This is a genomic window from Cupriavidus sp., from assembly GCF_057315035.1.
Genome location: NZ_DBHKYV010000059.1, coordinates 14,558 through 31,291, shown reverse-complemented (window position 1 = coordinate 31,291; position 16,734 = coordinate 14,558). Strand labels below are relative to the sequence as shown.

Genomic DNA, 16,734 nt, shown 5'->3' with positions numbered 1-16,734 from the left:
CCGGGCCAGCCCCGGCGGCGTGAAGCAACGCCCAATGCCATCCCTCCGCAAGCGACTCATGGCCCTCGACCCCGCCACCGTCAGCACCGTGCTCTCCCTGCTGCCCACCATTCTCGATCAGGCCAACAAGACCATCGAGAAGCTCAAGAAAGGCAAGCGCAAGGACGACGGCGCACCGTCTGACGCCGCGGAAGCGCGCGATCCGGCCGCACGCATCGCGGAGCTGGAGGCCACTGCCATGCAGCAGGCCGAAGCGGTCAAGCTGCTGGCCGAGCAACATGCGATCACGATCGAGGCCTTGCGCCGCGAGGCTGCGCGCCTGGACCGCCGCCTGCGCCTGATGACCGGCGTGGCCATGGCCGGCGTGGCGCTGGGCCTGGGCGGACTGGTGATCGCGCTCAACCTGCTGTTCCGTTAACCGTCGTCTTTTCTTCGTTCCGCGCCACCATGACCGTCCTGCTCTACGGCATTCCCAATTGCGACACCGTCAAGAAGGCCCGTACCTGGCTGGAATCGAACGGCGTCGCCTACACGTTCCACGATTTCAAGAAACAAGGCGTCGACGAGACGCTGCTGCTTGCGTGGCTCAAGCATGTGCCGCTTGCCACGCTACTCAACAAGAAGGGCACTACCTACCGCGCGCTGTCCGACGCGGACAAGGCGAAATCCGAGAGCGAAGCGGGAGCCATTGCGTTGATGCAAACCAGCCCGTCGCTGATCAAGCGCCCCGTGCTGGACCGCAACGGCAAGGTCAGCGTGGGGTTTTCCGCTGATGCCTACGCCTCGCTGTTCTAAAAGAATCCTGCAATACCCTGCCCCATGAATCCGACCCTTGCCCTGACCGAAGACCTGATGCGCCGCCGCTCGGTCACCCCTGCCGACGAAGGCTGCCAGGCCGTGCTGGAAACGCGCCTCAAGGCGCTTGGCTTTACCTGCGAGAACATCGTCAGCGGGCCCGACAGCTTCCGCGTGACCAACCTGTGGGCGGTCAAGCGCGGCACGCAGGGCACCGCGGGCAAGCTGCTGGCCTTTGCCGGCCATACCGATGTGGTACCCACCGGCCCGGTCGAGCAATGGTCGTCGGACCCGTTCGAACCCACGCACCGCGACGGCAAGCTCTATGGCCGTGGCGCGGCCGACATGAAGACGTCGATCGCCGGCTTCGTGGTGGCCTGCGAGGAATTCATCGCCCAGCATCCCGCTCACGCCAATTCGATCGCATTCCTGATTACCAGCGACGAGGAAGGCCCCGCACATGACGGCACCGTCAAGGTCGTGGAAGCGCTGAAGGCTCGCGGCGAACGTCTCGACTACTGCGTGATCGGCGAACCGACTTCGGTGGACACGCTTGGCGACATGGTCAAGAACGGCCGTCGTGGCTCGCTGTCGGGCAAGCTTACGATCAAGGGCGTGCAGGGCCATATCGCCTATCCGCACCTGGCGCGCAACCCGATCCACCAGGCGGCGCCTGCATTGACTGCGCTGGTCAACGAGACGTGGGACCAGGGCAACGAGTACTTCCCGCCCACGACATGGCAAATGTCGAATATCCACGCGGGCACCGGTGCCACCAACGTGATTCCGGGCCATGTGACCATCGACTTCAATTTCCGCTTCTCGACGGCCAGCACGCCCGACGGCCTGAAGGCGCGCGTGCATGCCATCCTGGACCAGCACGGCCTGGAATACACGCTGGACTGGACGCTCGGCGGCGAGCCGTTCCTGACGCCGCGCGGCGACCTGTCCGACGCACTGTCAGCCGCGATTGCTGCAGAGACCGGCGTGACCACCGAACTGTCGACCACGGGCGGTACGTCCGACGGCCGTTTCATCGCGAAAATCTGCCCGCAGGTCATCGAATTCGGCCCTCCGAATGCCAGCATCCACAAGATCGACGAGAACGTGGAAGTGCGCTTTATCGAGCCGCTGAAGAATGTTTACCGTGGCGTGCTCGAACGCCTGATCGCCTGATTTGCCGGAGCACCCGCGAGCCATGCCTACTCCCTCCCCCCTGAAGACCGTCCGCGACCTGCTGCGCCTGGCTGTTTCGCGTTTTACCGCGGCCCGGCTGTCGTTCGGACATGGCAGCGCCAACGCGTATGACGAGGCAGCCTATCTGGTGCTGCATACGCTGAGCCTGCCGCTCGACACGCTGGACCCATTCCTCGACGCCCGCCTGCTGCCCGAGGAAGTCGACGCCGTGCTCAAGGTCATCGATCGCCGCGTGACCGAACGCGTGCCGGCGGCCTACATCACGCATGAAGCGTTCATGCATGGCCTGCGCTTCTACGTGGATTCGCGCGTCATCGTACCGCGCAGCTTTATCGGCGAACTGTTGCAGGAAGGCCTGGAGCCGTGGCTCGGAGACATCGCGCAGATTGGCCCGGTACTGGAACTGTGCACCGGCTCTGGCTGCCTGCCGATCATTGCTGCGCACGTCTGGCCGAACGCGAAGATCGACGCCGTGGACATCTCGCCCGATGCGCTGGCCGTGGCGCGCCGCAATGTGGCCGACTACAAGATGGAGAATCGCATCGCGCTGCATGAAGGCGATCTCTATGCGCCCCTGCCCTCGGACGCGCGCTACGACGTGATCCTGACCAATCCGCCCTACGTCAACGAGCAGTCGATGCGCGAACTGCCGGCCGAGTACCTGGCCGAACCGCGCATCGCACTGGCCGGTGGCGACGACGGCATGGACATCGTGCGACGGATCATCGCGGGCGCGAAGAAACGCCTCAACCCGGGCGGCGTGCTGGTGGTGGAAATCGGCAACGAACACGACAACGTCGAAGCCGCATTCCCCGACCTCGACATCGTGTGGCTGTCGGTCAGCGCCGGTGATGACCAGGTGTTCCTGGTTACTTATGACGCCCTGCCCGACTGAGGCTAGTATCGCCCGAAGGCCTTCCGCCTAGGCATAGAGAAAGCGCGCCGTGGACCAGACCGGCGCGCTTTTTTCATGACGGCATTGCTGAGTTGCTACATGCCTCCGGGCCCCACCGAGTAGATCGTCCCGTTGGACGATACCTGGTAGTAATCGGCCCCTACGCCGACCCAGTGATGCCCCTTCTTCGGGGCGGGCAGGTTGTAGTCCTTGTACTTGTCGATCACGTATTGCCGGTCACGGAATTCCGTGGGCAGCTTGTCACCCTTTTGCCATGTCTTCGGCGAGTACGGCGATTGGGCGCCCATCGGCGACGCGCCCGACGGGCCTCCAGGCGCCATGGCGTCGGGGCGTTGTTGCTGCATGCCGCGCGGCGGCGGACCGCCACGGGCCGGGGGCATTGGTGTTGCGGACGGCGGCATGGCTCCGGCTTGACCCGGGGCAGGCATGGGGGTAGGACCCGAGGGTTGCATCTGACCCGGCATCGGTTGCTGCTGGGCCTGAGCAAACGGAACGGCAAAGATACCGGCGGCGACCAGGACGGCGGGTATTAACGTCTTCGTTTTCATCGTGATCTCCTCACAGATGGAATACGTCAGACTGCCCGCGAACCGGACAGTCCCAACCAAGCTTAGTAGCAAATGCAGGGCCTGCAGGCGCCGATATGCGCAGAGCATCCTTGCATGGGCGATTTTCCCCAATGAATTCAGCAAGTTGCCGGGCAAGTTCGGGCCTCGGCACGCGCGTCGCAATAAGCATTTCGAGCTATCTCACCCGGTAGTTTTGGCATGCATGCCGTGTAGCAACTTCCGGTTGAGCCGTGCTGCGGCGCGCCACAACTTTTTCTTGCGGCGTCCGGAAATGTCGCCTAGAAATTGGTCTGACCGCTTGACCATTTGTCCGCTGCCTGCCTTGGATTGCCCATGCCGCTTCAGCAGATCGAACCGCGTCGCCTATATCGCCAGATTGCCGACCAGCTACGCCGGCTGATCGAAAGCGGCGAATTTCCCGTTGGCGCACGCTTGCCACCCGAGCGCGATCTCGCCGCGCAACTGGGCGTATCGCGCCCATCGGTGCGCGAAGCGCTGATCGCACTTGAAGTCGAGGGCCTCGTGGAGGTGCGCATGGGGTCCGGCATCTACGCCTGCGCAGCCGATGCCACGCGCATGGCCACGCTGGCCGGCAGCATCATGGCGGCACCGCCGCTCGATGTCATCCGCGCGCGCCAGACCATTGAAGGCGAAATGGCCGCCAATGCCGCCCGCCACTGCAGCCCTGCCCTGCTTGCCGCGCTTGCCGAGTCGATCGTGTTGATGGAAACGGAAGCCGGTGGCGGCAATATTCCGGTGCGCGGCGATCGCGCGTTTCACCTGCGCATTGCCGAGGTATCCGAGAACGCGGTGCTGCAACGTCTGGTTGCAGAGCTGTTCGACGAACGCCACAACCCGCTGTTCGCCCAGTTCGGCAACCACTTCGAGAACGCCGAGAGCTGGGCCGCGGCAATTGCCGAACATCGGGCCGTCGTGGATGCCATTGCCTCGGGCTCGCCCGATGCCGCGCGTACCGCCATGTGCGACCACCTCGAACTGTCCCACAACCGCTTCTATGCGGCATGGCCCGGCAATACGAAAGACGTGAAAATTCTGAGCGAGGAATCGTGATGTCCCTGACCTGCCATATCCACGCGAGCGAAGACCTGCGGTTCACCGAGATCGAGCCGATCGCCCCCGGCCCGCACCACGTGCTGGTGCGCCTCGGCGCCGCCGGTATCTGCGGATCGGACCTGCATTACTACTTCCATGGCAAGGTCGGCGCGTTCGTGATCCGGGAACCGCTGACGCCCGGGCATGAAGCCTCGGGCATTGTTGAAACGGTAGGCAGTGCTGTCACGCGAGTAGCGCCGGGCATGAAGGTAGCCATCAACCCGTCGCATGCCTGCGGCCAGTGCGACTATTGCCGGGCCGGGCGCGACAATCTGTGCCGCAACATGCGTTTCCTGGGTAGCGCCAGCGTCTTCCCTCATGTGCAAGGCATGTTCCGCCAGCATTTCCTGATGCATGAGCAGCAACTGACCCCGGTCGATGCTGATATCTCGCTGGGCGAACTCGCGTTTGCCGAACCGCTTTCCGTGGCCTTGCACGGCGTGAATCGCGCGGGCGAACTGCTTGGCAAGACCGTGCTGGTCACCGGCGGCGGCACGATCGGCAGCCTGACCGTGATGGCCGCGCGGCTGGCCGGCGCCGCGCGGATCATTGTCTGCGACATCGCCGAACGGCCGCTTGAAGTCGCACGTTCGGTCGGTGCCGACGAGACCATCCTGACCACACAGGTAGCGGCCAGCGAATTGCAGGATATTGCCGATGTCAGCCTCGAAGCTGCCGGCAGCGCTGCCGCGCTGGGCACCTGCCTCGGGGCCACACGCCGTGGTGGCCGCATCGTGCAGGTGGGCACGCTGCCCGCTGAAGGCCTGCATTTCCCGGCCAACAGCATCATGGCGCGTGAACTCGACTACGTTGGTGCGTTCCGCTTCGGCCGCGAGTTCGACTGGTCGGTGCAGTACCTGACCAGCCGCCGGCTCGATGTGCGGCCATTGCTGTCCGCACAGTTGCCGCTGGCGCAAGCCGTGGAGGCATTCCACCTGGCGGCTGACAAATCCCGCAGTACCAAGGTGCAGTTGACTGGCTGAGGTTTGCCTCGCGCCGACCGGTCACCCCGAAAAAGGCCGGCGGCATTTCCACCGAAGAAAGGAGACACCCATGATGCAACATCGTCGGCAGTTCTCGCGCGTGCTCGGTGCGGCCCTGCTGTTGGCCGCCGCCACGCTGTCCACGCCCACCCTGGCCCAGCAGGCGCCAATCAAACTCAAGTGGGCACATGTCTATGAAACGTCCGAACCATTCCACAAATGGTCGGTATGGGCCGCGGACGAGATCAAGAAGCGCAGTAACGGCAAGTACCAGATCGACGTATTCCCCGCCTCGCAACTGGGCAAGGAGAACGATATCAACCAGGGCCTGGCAATGGGCACGGTGGACATGATCATCTCGGGCTCGAGCTTCGCGGCCAAGTCGTTCCCGCGCATCGGCGTGACCTACTACCCGTACACGTTCCGCAGCCCCGCACATCTGCTGGCCTATACCAAGAGCGATATCTACAAGGAACTGACCGCCGGATACGAGCAGAAGACCGGCAACCATATCGTGGCCACCACGTACTACGGTACGCGCCAGTCCACGTCGAACAAGGCCTTCTCGCACTGCACCGAGATGAAGGGTCTCAAGATGCGCGTGCCTGACGTGCCCGCCTACCTGGCCATGCCGCGAGCATGCGGCGTCAATACGTCGCCGATTGCATTTGCCGAGGTCTACCTGGCATTGCAGAACGGCACGGTCGAGGCGCAGGAAAATCCGCTGACGACGATCGAGGCAAAGAAGTTCTACGAGGTACAGAAGTACATCGTGCTGACCGGCCATATCGTCGACCACCTGAACACGATCGTCTCCGGCACGCTCTGGAAGAAGCTGTCCGAACCGGAGCGGAAGATGTTCACCGAGGTCACGCAGGAGGCCGCCGCCAAGGCCACTGCCGATGTCGAGGCGCGCGAAAAGGAACTCGTGGCCGTGTTCAAGCAGAAAGGCATCACGGTGACGGAGGTCAGCATCCCCGAGTATCGCGACGCCGTGCTCAAGAACGTGAGCGTCGAATCGCAGGGCTATCGCAAGGCCGACTGGGAAAAGATCCAGGCCGTGCAGTGATATGACCACTGACGTTCCGCTCCCCTCTCCCGCAGGCGGGAGAGGGGAGCAAACCAACGGAGATTCCGATGGAAATGCGTTCCCAAACCATGCATGGCGATGCCCGCGACACCGAAGGCGCCCCGCACATGACCTCCGTCGAAGAAATCGTCCACACCTTCGAGGAAGCCGACGCGCAGCCGGTTGACCTGTCGGGCTACGCCGCCGAAGACTGGTTCACGCTGGGCCTGTTCTGGGTCATGACGTTCCTGGTTTTCCTGCAGTTCTTCACGCGCTATGTCATGAATGACTCGCTCGCGTGGACCGAGGAACTGGCTACCTATTGCCTGATCGGCGTGGTGTTTATCGGCGCCTCGATGTGCGTGCGCAAAAGCCGCCATATCCAGGTGGACCTGCTCTACCGCTACCTGCCGCATGGCCCGGCGCGGGTGCTGTCGACGCTGGTCGATATCCTGCGCACCGCGTTCCTGGCCTACGCGGCGTGGCTGGTCTGGCGTTATATCGGCATCGTCGGCGACGAGCCGATGACCACCATCGAATGGAACAAGAGCCACGTGTACTGGATCACGCTGGCCGGCTTCGCATTGATGACCGCACGCTCGCTACAGGTAACGTGGCAGAACTGGCGCAATGGTTACTCGATCCTGGAACGCCCCGAAGCGTTCGAATCGTTCGACGACTGAGGAGCAGCGCGCATGTGGATCCTGATTGCATCGTTTCTACTGTTGATGCTGGTGGGCATGCCGGTAGCCGTGTCGATGGCGCTGGCGTCGCTGTTCTATATCTGGGCCAGCGGCTCCGTGCCCGACGTGATCCTGGCGCAGCGCATGATTGCCGGCGTGGAAAGCTTTCCGTTGCTGGCCGTGCCGTTCTTCATCCTGGCCGGCAACCTGATGAACGTGGCGGGCATTACCGGACGCATCTACAACTTCGCGGTGGCACTGGTCGGCTGGATGCGTGGCGGCCTGGGCCACGTCAACATCATCGGCTCGGTGATCTTCTCCGGCATGAGCGGTACGGCCATCGCCGATGCGGCCGGACTGGGCACCATCGAGATCAAGGCGATGAAGGACCACGGCTATGAGACCGAGTTCGCGGTCGGTGTCACGGCCGCGTCAGCTACGCTGGGCCCGATCATTCCGCCGTCGCTGCCATTCGTGATCTACGGCATGATGGCCAATGTGTCGATCGGCTCGCTGTTCCTGGCCGGCATCGTGCCCGGGCTGGTGCTGACGCTGTTCATGATGGCCACCGTGGCGTGGATCGCGCACCGGCGGGGCTGGGGTGGCGATACCGCGTTCTCGTGGAAGCTGCTGGGCGCGGCCACCGTGGAAATCATGGTCGTACTGGCCTTCCCGCTTGGTATCTGGCTGGCTGTAGAAGCCGGTGTATCCACCAATATGGCCGCGATGATCGCGCTGGTGGTATTGCTGGCGCTGGACTGGTACTTCGATTTCTCGGCCGTGATGGCGCTGATGGCGCCGGTGATCCTGATCGGCGGCATGACGCTGGGCTGGTTCACCCCGACCGAAGCCGCGGTGGCGGCCGTGATCTGGGCGTTGTTCCTGGGCCTGGTGCGCTACCGGTCGATGACGATGCGCGCACTGGCGCGCGCCACGCTCGATACCGTCGAGACCACTGCATCGGTGCTTTTCATCGTCACGGCCGCATCGATCTTCGCGTGGTTGCTGACCACCAGCCAGGCCGCGCAGGCGCTGAGCGATGCAATCCTGGGCTTCACGCACAACAAGTGGGTGTTCCTGCTGCTGGCCAATGTGCTGATCCTGATTGTCGGCTGCTTTATCGACACCACCGCCGCCATCACGATCCTGGTACCGATCCTGCTGCCGATCGTGCTCAAGCTCGGCATCGACCCGATCCACTTCGGGCTGGTCATGACGCTGAACCTGATGATCGGACTACTGCACCCGCCGCTGGGCATGGTGCTGTTCGTGCTGGCGCGCGTGGCCAAACTGTCGGTGGAACGCACCACGGTGGCCATCCTGCCGTGGCTGATACCGCTGTTCCTGACGCTGATTGCCATTACCTACGTGCCACAGATCACGCTGTGGCTGCCACAACTGGTGGGATCGAAATGACCACCGTCACGACTATCGCGACTATCGCGACGATCGAGATGACCACGCCAACCAAGGAGCCATTCATGTCGCAACGACTTGCCGGCAAGATCGCACTGGTCACGGCAGCCGGCCAGGGTATCGGCCGCGCTACCACCGAAGCCTTCCTGCGTGAAGGCGCACGGGTGATCGCCTGCGATATCAACGCAGAGACGCTCGCGGAACTCGCGACGCTGCCCCATTGCACGACCCGGCGGCTCGACGTGACCGATGGCGCCGCCGTCGAGACGGCCGCGCGCGAGATCGGCCGCATCGACATCCTGTTCAATGGTGCCGGCTTCGTGCATCACGGCACGATCCTTGAATGCGACGATGCAGCGTTCGACTTCTCGATGAACCTCAACGTGCGCGCGATGTACCGCATGATGCGCGCCTTCCTGCCCGCCATGCTCGATGCGGGACGTGGCTCGATCATCAACATGGCATCGGTGGCCGGCAGCATCAAGGGCGCGCCGAACCGCTTTGTCTATGGTGCGAGCAAGGCGGCCGTGATCGGCATGACCAAGGCCGTGGCGGCGGACTTCATCACGCGCGGGATTCGTTGCAACGCGATCTGCCCCGGCACCGTGGAGTCGCCCTCGCTGCGGCAGCGCATCGGCAACCAGGCCAGTGCCAGCGGCAAGTCGCTGGCGCAGGTGGAGGCCGATTTTGTCGCGCGCCAGCCGATGGGCCGCATCGGCACCGCCTCCGAGATTGCCGCGCTGGCCGTCTATCTGGCGTCCGACGAATCGGCGTTCACCACCGGCACCGCGCAGGTCATTGACGGTGGCTGGTCCAACTGACACCCGGAGGCGCGCATGCCAGCCGCACCCGCCGTTATCCGCATTCATCCCGACGACGATATCGTGATCGCGTGCCGCCAGTTGCTGCCCGGCACCGTGCTGCATCAGGAAGGCGTGACCGTGGCCAGCATGGTGCCGCCCGGCCACAAGGTGGCGGTGCATGCGATTGCCAGCGGCGCGCCGGTGCGCCGCTACAACCAGATCATCGGCTTTGCCAGGCAGGACATCGCACCGGGCCAGCATGTGCATACGCACAACCTGGCCATGGGCGACTTTGCGCGCGACTATGCGGCTGGCAGCGATGCCCGTATCACGCCCAAGGCCAACGCGCTTGCCACGTTCGATGGCATCGTGCGGGCCGATGGCCGTATCGCCACGCGCAACTATATTGGCATCCTGACCTCGGTGAACTGCTCGGCCACGGTGGCGCGCGCCATTGCCGATCAATTCCGGCGCGATATCCATCCGGAGGCGCTGGCACCGTATCTCAACGTCGATGGCGTGGTCGCGCTGACGCACGGCGCCGGTTGCGCCACCGACAGCGAGGGCGAAAACCTGCGCGTGCTGCGCCGTACGCTGGCCGGCTATGCACGCCACCCGAACTTTGCCGCGGTACTGGTGGTTGGCCTGGGCTGCGAAACCAACCAGATCGATGCGCTGCTGGCCGAGCCCGGCCTGTCCTCGCTGGCCGATGGCCCGCGCTTCCACAGCTTCAATATCCAGGACACCGGCGGCACCGCAAAGACCGTGGCGCGCGGCGCGGGCGTGGTGCGGGCGCTGCTCGACGACGCCAATCGGGTGACACGCGAGCCGGTATCGGCCAGCCATCTCGTGGTCGGCCTGCAATGCGGCGGCTCGGATGGCTATTCGGGCATTACCGCCAATCCGGCACTTGGCGCGGCGGTGGACCTGCTCGTCGCACAGGGCGGTACCGCGATCCTGTCCGAAACGCCCGAGATCTATGGTGCCGAACACCTGCTCACGCGGCGTGCCGTATCGCCGGCGGTGGCCGAACGCCTGATTGCACGGATCCGCTGGTGGGAGGACTACACCGCGCGCAACGCGGGCAGCATGGACAACAACCCGTCGGCCGGCAACAAGGCCGGTGGCCTGACCACGATCCTCGAAAAGTCGCTCGGGGCCGTGGCCAAGAGCGGCACGACCAACCTGGTCGAAGTCTATGAGTTTGCCGAACCGGTGCGCGCGCATGGGCTGGTGTTCATGGATACGCCGGGCTATGACCCAGTATCGGCCACCGGGCAGGTGGCGGGCGGCGCAAACCTGATCTGCTTTACCACGGGGCGCGGTTCGGCTTATGGCTGCGCACCGTCGCCGTCGCTGAAGCTGTCGACCAACAATGCGCTCTGGCAACGGCAAACCGAGGATATCGATATCAACTGCGGCGACATTCTCGACGGCGCGGCAACGGTCGCCGAGAAAGGCGCCGCGATCTTCCGGCTGATGCTCGACACGGCGTCGGGCCGCAAGACGCGCAGCGAGATCCACGGCTACGGCCAGAACGAGTTCGTGCCCTGGGCGCTGGGTGCCGTCATGTAGTACCGAATGTCCCGTCATTACGCTTGCCTTCTGGAGACCCTGCATGAAGATCACCAACGCGCGCGTCATCGTCTGCAGTCCCGGGCGCAATTTCGTCACGCTCAAGATCGAGACCGACGAGGGGCTGACCGGCATTGGCGACGCCACGCTCAATGGCCGCGAACTGGCCGTGGCCAGCTACCTCGAAGATCACGTGATGCCGTGCCTGATCGGGCGCGACGCGCACCAGATCGAGGACATCTGGCAATACCTGTACCGCGGTGCCTACTGGCGGCGCGGCCCGGTCACGATGAGCGCGATTGCCGCGGTCGATACCGCGTTATGGGACATCAAGGCCAAGGCCGCCAACCTGCCGCTCTACCAGTTGCTAGGCGGCAAGAGCCGCACCGGCGTGATGGTCTACGGCCACGCCAACGGCAGCGACATCGCCCATACCGTGGAAGAAGTGCTGCGCTACAAGGAGCTGGGCTACAAGGCGATCCGCGCGCAATCGGGGGTACCGGGCCTGAACAAGGTCTATGGCGTATCGCGCGACCGGCTGTTCTACGAACCGGCCGATGCCAACCTGCCGAGCGAACACGACTGGAGCACCGAGCGCTACCTGGACCATACCCCGAAACTGTTCGACAAGGTGCGCGATGCCGTGGGTCCCGACATCCACCTGCTGCACGATGTGCATCACCGCCTGACGCCAATCGAGGCCGGCCGGCTGGGCAAGTCGCTGGAACCGTTCCGCCTGTTCTGGATGGAAGACGCCACCCCGGCCGAAGACCAGCGCGCCTTCCGGCTGATCCGCCAGCATACGGTCACGCCGCTGGCCGTGGGCGAGATCTTCAACAGCATCTGGGACTGCAAGACGCTGATCGAGGAGCAGCTGATCGACTATATCCGTGCCACCGTGGTCCACGCGGGCGGCATTACCCATCTGCGCCGGATTGCCGACTTCGCGGCCATGCACCAGGTGCGCACCGGCTGCCATGGCGCCACGGACCTGTCGCCGGCCTGCATGGGCGCGGCGCTCCATTTCGACCTCTGGGTACCAAATTTCGGCATCCAGGAATACATGCGCCATACTGAGGAGACCGACGCCGTTTTCCCGCATGCCTACTCGTTCCAGGATGGCATGCTGTATCCGGGTGACGCGCCGGGCCACGGCGTCGACATCGACGAGAAGCTTGCGGCAAGGTATCCGTACCAGCGCGCCTACCTGCCCGTGAACCGGCTCGCACATGATGGCACGCTGTGGCATTGGTGAAACGCCCGGCCAGGAGACAAGCATGAGCGATATCGAACAACTGCCACGGCTGAATCCGTCACACCTTCGCGCGCTACCCGCCTCCGTACGCCAGCCAACCTATCCACGCGAGCGTCTGCGCGCCGGCATCGTTCACCTCGGTATCGGCGCATTCCATCGCGGCCATCAGGCCGAGATCACCGAGGCGGCCATCGAGGCTGGCGGCGAGGATGGCCTGCAATGGGGCATTATCGGCGTGTCCTTGCGACGACCGGATACGCGCGATGCCCTGAAACCGCAGGACGGCCTCTATACGCTGTCCCTGCGCAGTGCATCAGATGAGTCGCTACAGGTCATTGGTGCGGTGCTCGACGTGCTGGTGGCCGAGGAAAACCCCGAGGTCGTGCTGGACCGGATTGCCCATCGGGACACCCGTATCATCAGCCTGACCGTGACCGAGAAAGGCTATTGCCACGACCCGGCCACCGGCGAATTGAACCGCGCCGAACGCGAAATCGTCGAGGATCTGTCCGGTGCCACCCATCCAGTCACGGCAATCGGCTACCTGGCGCGCGGCCTGCAACGCCGCATGGAACGCGGACTGGGGCCGGTCACGCTGGTATCGTGCGACAACCTCGCCAGCAATGGCGATACCCTGCGCCGCGTGCTGCTGGCGTTCTGCGCGGAAATCGATCCGGCATTGCAGCACTGGGTGGATACGCGCTGCACCTTCCCGAACACCATGGTTGATCGCATCGTGCCGCGGACCACGGTCGACGACGTGGCGCGTGTATCCACCGCACTGGGCCTGTACGACGCGTGGCCGGTGGTCGGCGAGCCGTTCTTCCAGTGGGTCATCGAAGACCGCTTTGCGGCCGGGCGGCCGCGCTGGGAAGCTGGCGGCGCGCAGTTCGTCGAGCAAGCCAAGCCATTCGAGGTGCTCAAGCACCGGTTTGTCAACGGCAGCCAGTCGATGATGGCGTATCTGGGCGTTCTGGCCGGCTGGCCCACCACCGACCGCGTGATTGCCCAGCCCGCCGTGCATACGTTCATCTCCGAGACGATGGCACGCGAAACGCAGCCGACGCTGCCCGCGCTGCCCGGGCTCGACGTGGATGCCTATCGCGCCAGCCTGCTGCCGCGCTTCACCAACCCGGCGCTGGGCCACCGCACGCGCCAGATCGCGATGGATGGTTCGCAGAAGATTCCGCAACGGCTGCTGGCCCCGATCCGCGACCGCATCGCGGCCGGCCAGCCATTCCCGCGCCTGGCGCTCGGCGTGGCCGCGTGGCTGCATTTCCTGCGCGGCTACGATGAGGCGGGCAATGCGTTTGCGATCGAGGATCCACTCGCGCAACCGCTGGCCGCGGTCATGGCAGAGGCCGCGCGTCATACCGAAAAGCTGTTCGATGCCCTCGCGCGCGAACGGGAGCGCGTGCGCATCATTGCCGGCTATGCCCCGGTGTTTGGCGACCTGGCGCAGTCGCAGGTGTTTGTCGACGCCGTGGCCTTGCAGCTCGAAACGCTGTGCGCCCACGGCGTGACCGGTGCGCTCACGCGCGTGAACAGCGCATAAGCCGCAGGCCCTGGCCTGACGCCAGCGCACGCGACGCATGCGCTGGCGTCATGGCCACATGCGCAGATTTCGTTTCTCGTGTCACGACGACGCCCCTAACATCGGCCAGAGCCTGCCAGCAATGGGCTGGCCAGTGTGTGGTGCCAAAGGGAGAGAGAGACATGCAAGCCAGCGCCCCCGCCTATGCGGACACGGGACCCCGGATCGGGGCCAGTCAACGCCGCCGCGCCATCATCGCCACGGTGATCGGCAATGGCCTCGAATGGTTCGACTTCACGGTGTACAGCTTCTTCGCCGTGATCATCGCCAAACTGTTCTTTCCCACCGGCAACGAACTGTCTTCACTGCTGCTGGCGGTGGCCACGTTCGGCGTGGGCTTCTTCATGCGGCCCGTGGGCGGCATCATCCTGGGCGTCTATGCCGACCGCGTGGGCCGCAAGGCGGCACTGTCGCTGACCATCCTGCTGATGGCCGCCGGTACCACGCTGATCGGCATTGCACCCACCTATGACCAGATCGGCGTGTTCGCGCCGCTGCTGATCGTGATTGCGCGCCTGATGCAGGGCTTCTCCGCCGGTGGCGAGATGGGCGGTGCCACCGCCTTCCTGACCGAATATGCACCCGAGCAACAGCGGGCCTACTATTCGAGCTGGATCCAGGCCAGCATCGGCGTAGCCGTGCTGCTGGGCGCCGCGGTCGGTACCTTCGTGACCTCCACGCTGAGCCCGGAGGCCCTCAACAGCTGGGGCTGGCGACTGCCGTTCCTGATCGGCATGATCATCGGCCCGGTCGGCTTCTATATCCGTCATAACCTCGAAGAGACGCCGACCTTCCAGGCCACCACCGACAAGACCGATTCCCCGCTGACCGAAGTGCTGCGCGACTATCCGCGCCAGACCGCGGCCAGCTTCTCGATGGTGATCCTGTGGACGGTCTGCACCTACGTGCTGCTGTTCTACATGCCGACCTATGCCGTGAAGGTGCTCAAGGTGCCGCAGTCCACCGGCTTCGTCGCCGGCATGGCCGGTGGCATGGCGATCATGGTGTTTGCCCCGATCGTCGGCATGATGGCCGACCGTTTTGGCCGCCGCGGCCTGCTGTCGGGCGCCGCCGTGCTGATCTTCGTGCTGGCGTGGCCGATGTTCGCGTATATCAACCACGCGCCGGGGCTGGCCTCGCTGCTGGTGTTCCAGATCGTGTTCGGGGTGCTGATCGCCGCCTATACGGGCCCGATCCTGGCTGCCTTCTCGGAACTGTTCCCGGCCAAGGTGCTGTCGACGGGCCTGTCGGTGGCGTACAACCTGGCCGTGACGATCTTCGGTGGTTTCGCGTCGTTCTTCATCACCTGGCTGATTGCCAGCACCGGCAGCACGATGGCGCCCGCCATCTACGTGATGATCGCCGCCGCCATCAGTTTCTGTGGCACGCGCCTGGTGCGCGAGCCCGCCTATCTGCAAAAGAAGTAAGCCACGATGACCCAGATTCTGCTTCAGGGCGGCAACGTCCTTGACCCGGTACGCGGTACGCTGTTGCCGCGCCATGATGTGCTGATCGACGGCGAGCGTATCGTCGAAGTGTCGGGCACGCCTATCCATGCCCCGCAGGCACGCGTAGTCGATGTAACCGGCAAGACCGTGATGCCGGGCCTGATCGACCTGCACGTGCATGTGCTGGCATCGCTGGCCAACCTGGGCCTGAACGCGGTGCAGCCCAATGTACTGGTGGCGTTCCGCGCCATGCCGATCATGTGCGGCATGCTTGAACGCGGCTTCACCACCGTACGCGATGCCGGCGGTGCGGACTGGGGCCTGTCGCAGGCCGTGGCCACGGGCCTGATTCCCGGACCGCGCATCTTCCCATCGGGCAAGGCGCTGTCGCAGACCGGCGGCCATGGCGACTTCCGCCCGCGCTCCGATACGCTGGAGCCCTGCTCGTGCGCGTTCCGTGCCGGTGCAATCGCACGCGTGGCCGATGGCGTGGATGCGGTACGCCTGGCCGTACGCGAGGAAATCCAGAAAGGTGCCACGCAGATCAAGATCATGGCGTCGGGCGGCGTGGCATCGCCGACCGACCCGATCGGCAACACCCAGTACAGCGAGGACGAGATCCGGGCGATCGTGGCCGAAGCCGAGGCCGCACAGACCTACGTGATGGCTCACGCCTACACGGGCCGCGCAATCACGCGGGCGATTCGCTGCGGCGTGCGGACCATCGAACACGGCAATCTCGTCGATGCCGCAGCGGCACGCGTGATGCGCGAGCATGGCGCCTATGTGGTGCCGACGCTGATCACGTATGACGCGCTGGCCCGCGATGGTGCGCGCCTGGGCCTGCCCGCCGATTCCGTTGCCAAGATCGAGACGGTTCGCCAGGCCGGTCGCGATTCGCTGGCCATCTATGCCGAGGCTGGCGTACCGATGGGCTTCGGCTCCGATCTGCTGGGCGAGATGCACCAGTACCAGTCCGAGGAATTCCTGATCCGTGCCGAACTGCTCGGCAATGTGGAAGCGGTGCGCTCGGCCACCTCGATCGCGGCGGAAATCCTGCAGCGTGAAGGCGAACTGGGTGTGATCAAGGCCGGTGCGATTGCCGACGTGGTGGTGGTCGATGGCGATCCGCTCACCGATATCGGCGTGCTCGCGGGGCCGGATGCGCGCATTACCATGGTGATGCAGGCGGGACGGATTCATAACGACAACGCGTAACCGTGTTTTTCTCCCCTCTCCCGCATGGCGGGAGAGGGGCCGGGGGAGAGGGCAAACGCGTCAATCAACCAATCTCCTTTGGCACCGCTCTTGCATCTAT

The 16,734-nt window shown here is 64.5% G+C and carries 16 protein-coding genes; 15 read left to right on the top strand and 1 reads right to left on the bottom strand.

Going from position 1 to position 16,734, the window contains the following annotated elements; translation table 11 throughout:
* Positions 1-34: 34 nt before the first annotated feature.
* Genes ACO550_RS37135 through prmB form a run of 4 tightly spaced genes read left to right on the top strand, consistent with a single transcriptional unit; the run spans position 35 to position 2,887 of the window.
* A complete protein-coding gene (locus ACO550_RS37135; protein WP_315597512.1) occupies positions 35-418 on the top strand; it encodes a hypothetical protein in 384 nt (127 codons plus the stop codon).
* Positions 419-447: 29 nt separating this feature from the next.
* Positions 448-795 (top strand): Spx/MgsR family RNA polymerase-binding regulatory protein, encoded by a 348-nt coding sequence (locus ACO550_RS37130; RefSeq protein WP_315597513.1) that lies wholly within the window; start codon positions 448-450, stop codon positions 793-795.
* Positions 796-819: 24 nt separating this feature from the next.
* Entirely contained in the window at positions 820-1,971 is a 1,152-nt protein-coding gene (gene dapE / locus ACO550_RS37125) for a succinyl-diaminopimelate desuccinylase (protein WP_315597514.1), read from the top strand.
* A 22-nt stretch (positions 1,972-1,993) separates the two neighbouring features.
* On the top strand, positions 1,994-2,887 hold the full coding sequence (gene prmB / locus ACO550_RS37120; RefSeq protein WP_315597515.1) for a 50S ribosomal protein L3 N(5)-glutamine methyltransferase: 894 nt from the start codon (positions 1,994-1,996) through the stop codon (positions 2,885-2,887).
* A 95-nt stretch (positions 2,888-2,982) separates the two neighbouring features.
* On the opposite strand, the gene ACO550_RS37115 is transcribed toward prmB, so the two are convergent.
* A complete protein-coding gene (locus ACO550_RS37115) occupies positions 2,983-3,309 on the bottom strand; it encodes an RcnB family protein (protein ID WP_485995133.1) in 327 nt (108 codons plus the stop codon).
* Positions 3,310-3,810: 501 nt separating this feature from the next.
* On the opposite strand from ACO550_RS37115, the gene ACO550_RS37110 reads away from it, so the two are divergent.
* The 11 genes from ACO550_RS37110 to ACO550_RS37060 all read left to right on the top strand — a co-directional run bounded on the left by ACO550_RS37110 (position 3,811) and on the right by ACO550_RS37060 (position 16,634).
* Positions 3,811-4,548: an FCD domain-containing protein gene (locus ACO550_RS37110; RefSeq protein WP_315597516.1), complete on the top strand. Its 738-nt coding sequence runs from the start codon at positions 3,811-3,813 to the stop codon at positions 4,546-4,548.
* Complete coding sequence (locus ACO550_RS37105; RefSeq protein ID WP_315597517.1) at positions 4,548-5,573, top strand: alcohol dehydrogenase catalytic domain-containing protein; 1,026 nt, start codon at positions 4,548-4,550, stop codon at positions 5,571-5,573. Before ACO550_RS37110 ends, ACO550_RS37105 begins: the two co-directional genes overlap by 1 nt.
* 70 nt (positions 5,574-5,643) lie before the next feature.
* Complete coding sequence (locus tag ACO550_RS37100) at positions 5,644-6,642, top strand: DctP family TRAP transporter solute-binding subunit (protein ID WP_315597518.1); 999 nt, start codon at positions 5,644-5,646, stop codon at positions 6,640-6,642.
* A gap of 68 nt (positions 6,643-6,710) precedes the next feature.
* Entirely contained in the window at positions 6,711-7,325 is a 615-nt protein-coding gene (locus ACO550_RS37095; RefSeq protein ID WP_485995132.1) for a TRAP transporter small permease, read from the top strand.
* A 12-nt stretch (positions 7,326-7,337) separates the two neighbouring features.
* Complete coding sequence (locus ACO550_RS37090) at positions 7,338-8,741, top strand: TRAP transporter large permease subunit (RefSeq protein WP_315597519.1); 1,404 nt, start codon at positions 7,338-7,340, stop codon at positions 8,739-8,741.
* Positions 8,742-8,806: 65 nt separating this feature from the next.
* Positions 8,807-9,562, top strand: a complete 756-nt coding sequence (locus ACO550_RS37085) for an SDR family oxidoreductase (protein ID WP_315597538.1) — start codon at positions 8,807-8,809, stop codon at positions 9,560-9,562.
* A 15-nt stretch (positions 9,563-9,577) separates the two neighbouring features.
* Positions 9,578-11,119 carry a UxaA family hydrolase gene (locus ACO550_RS37080; protein WP_315597520.1) on the top strand — a complete coding sequence of 514 codons (1,542 nt, stop codon included), beginning with the start codon at positions 9,578-9,580 and terminating at the stop codon, positions 11,117-11,119.
* A 43-nt stretch (positions 11,120-11,162) separates the two neighbouring features.
* Complete coding sequence (manD, locus tag ACO550_RS37075; protein WP_315597521.1) at positions 11,163-12,374, top strand: D-mannonate dehydratase ManD; 1,212 nt, start codon at positions 11,163-11,165, stop codon at positions 12,372-12,374.
* Positions 12,375-12,396: 22 nt separating this feature from the next.
* On the top strand, positions 12,397-13,929 hold the full coding sequence (locus ACO550_RS37070) for a mannitol dehydrogenase family protein (protein WP_315597522.1): 1,533 nt from the start codon (positions 12,397-12,399) through the stop codon (positions 13,927-13,929).
* 161 nt (positions 13,930-14,090) lie between these two features.
* Entirely contained in the window at positions 14,091-15,395 is a 1,305-nt protein-coding gene (locus ACO550_RS37065; protein WP_315597523.1) for an MFS transporter, read from the top strand.
* Positions 15,396-15,401: 6 nt separating this feature from the next.
* Positions 15,402-16,634 (top strand): amidohydrolase family protein, encoded by a 1,233-nt coding sequence (locus ACO550_RS37060; RefSeq protein ID WP_315597524.1) that lies wholly within the window; start codon positions 15,402-15,404, stop codon positions 16,632-16,634.
* Positions 16,635-16,734 lie beyond the last annotated feature (100 nt).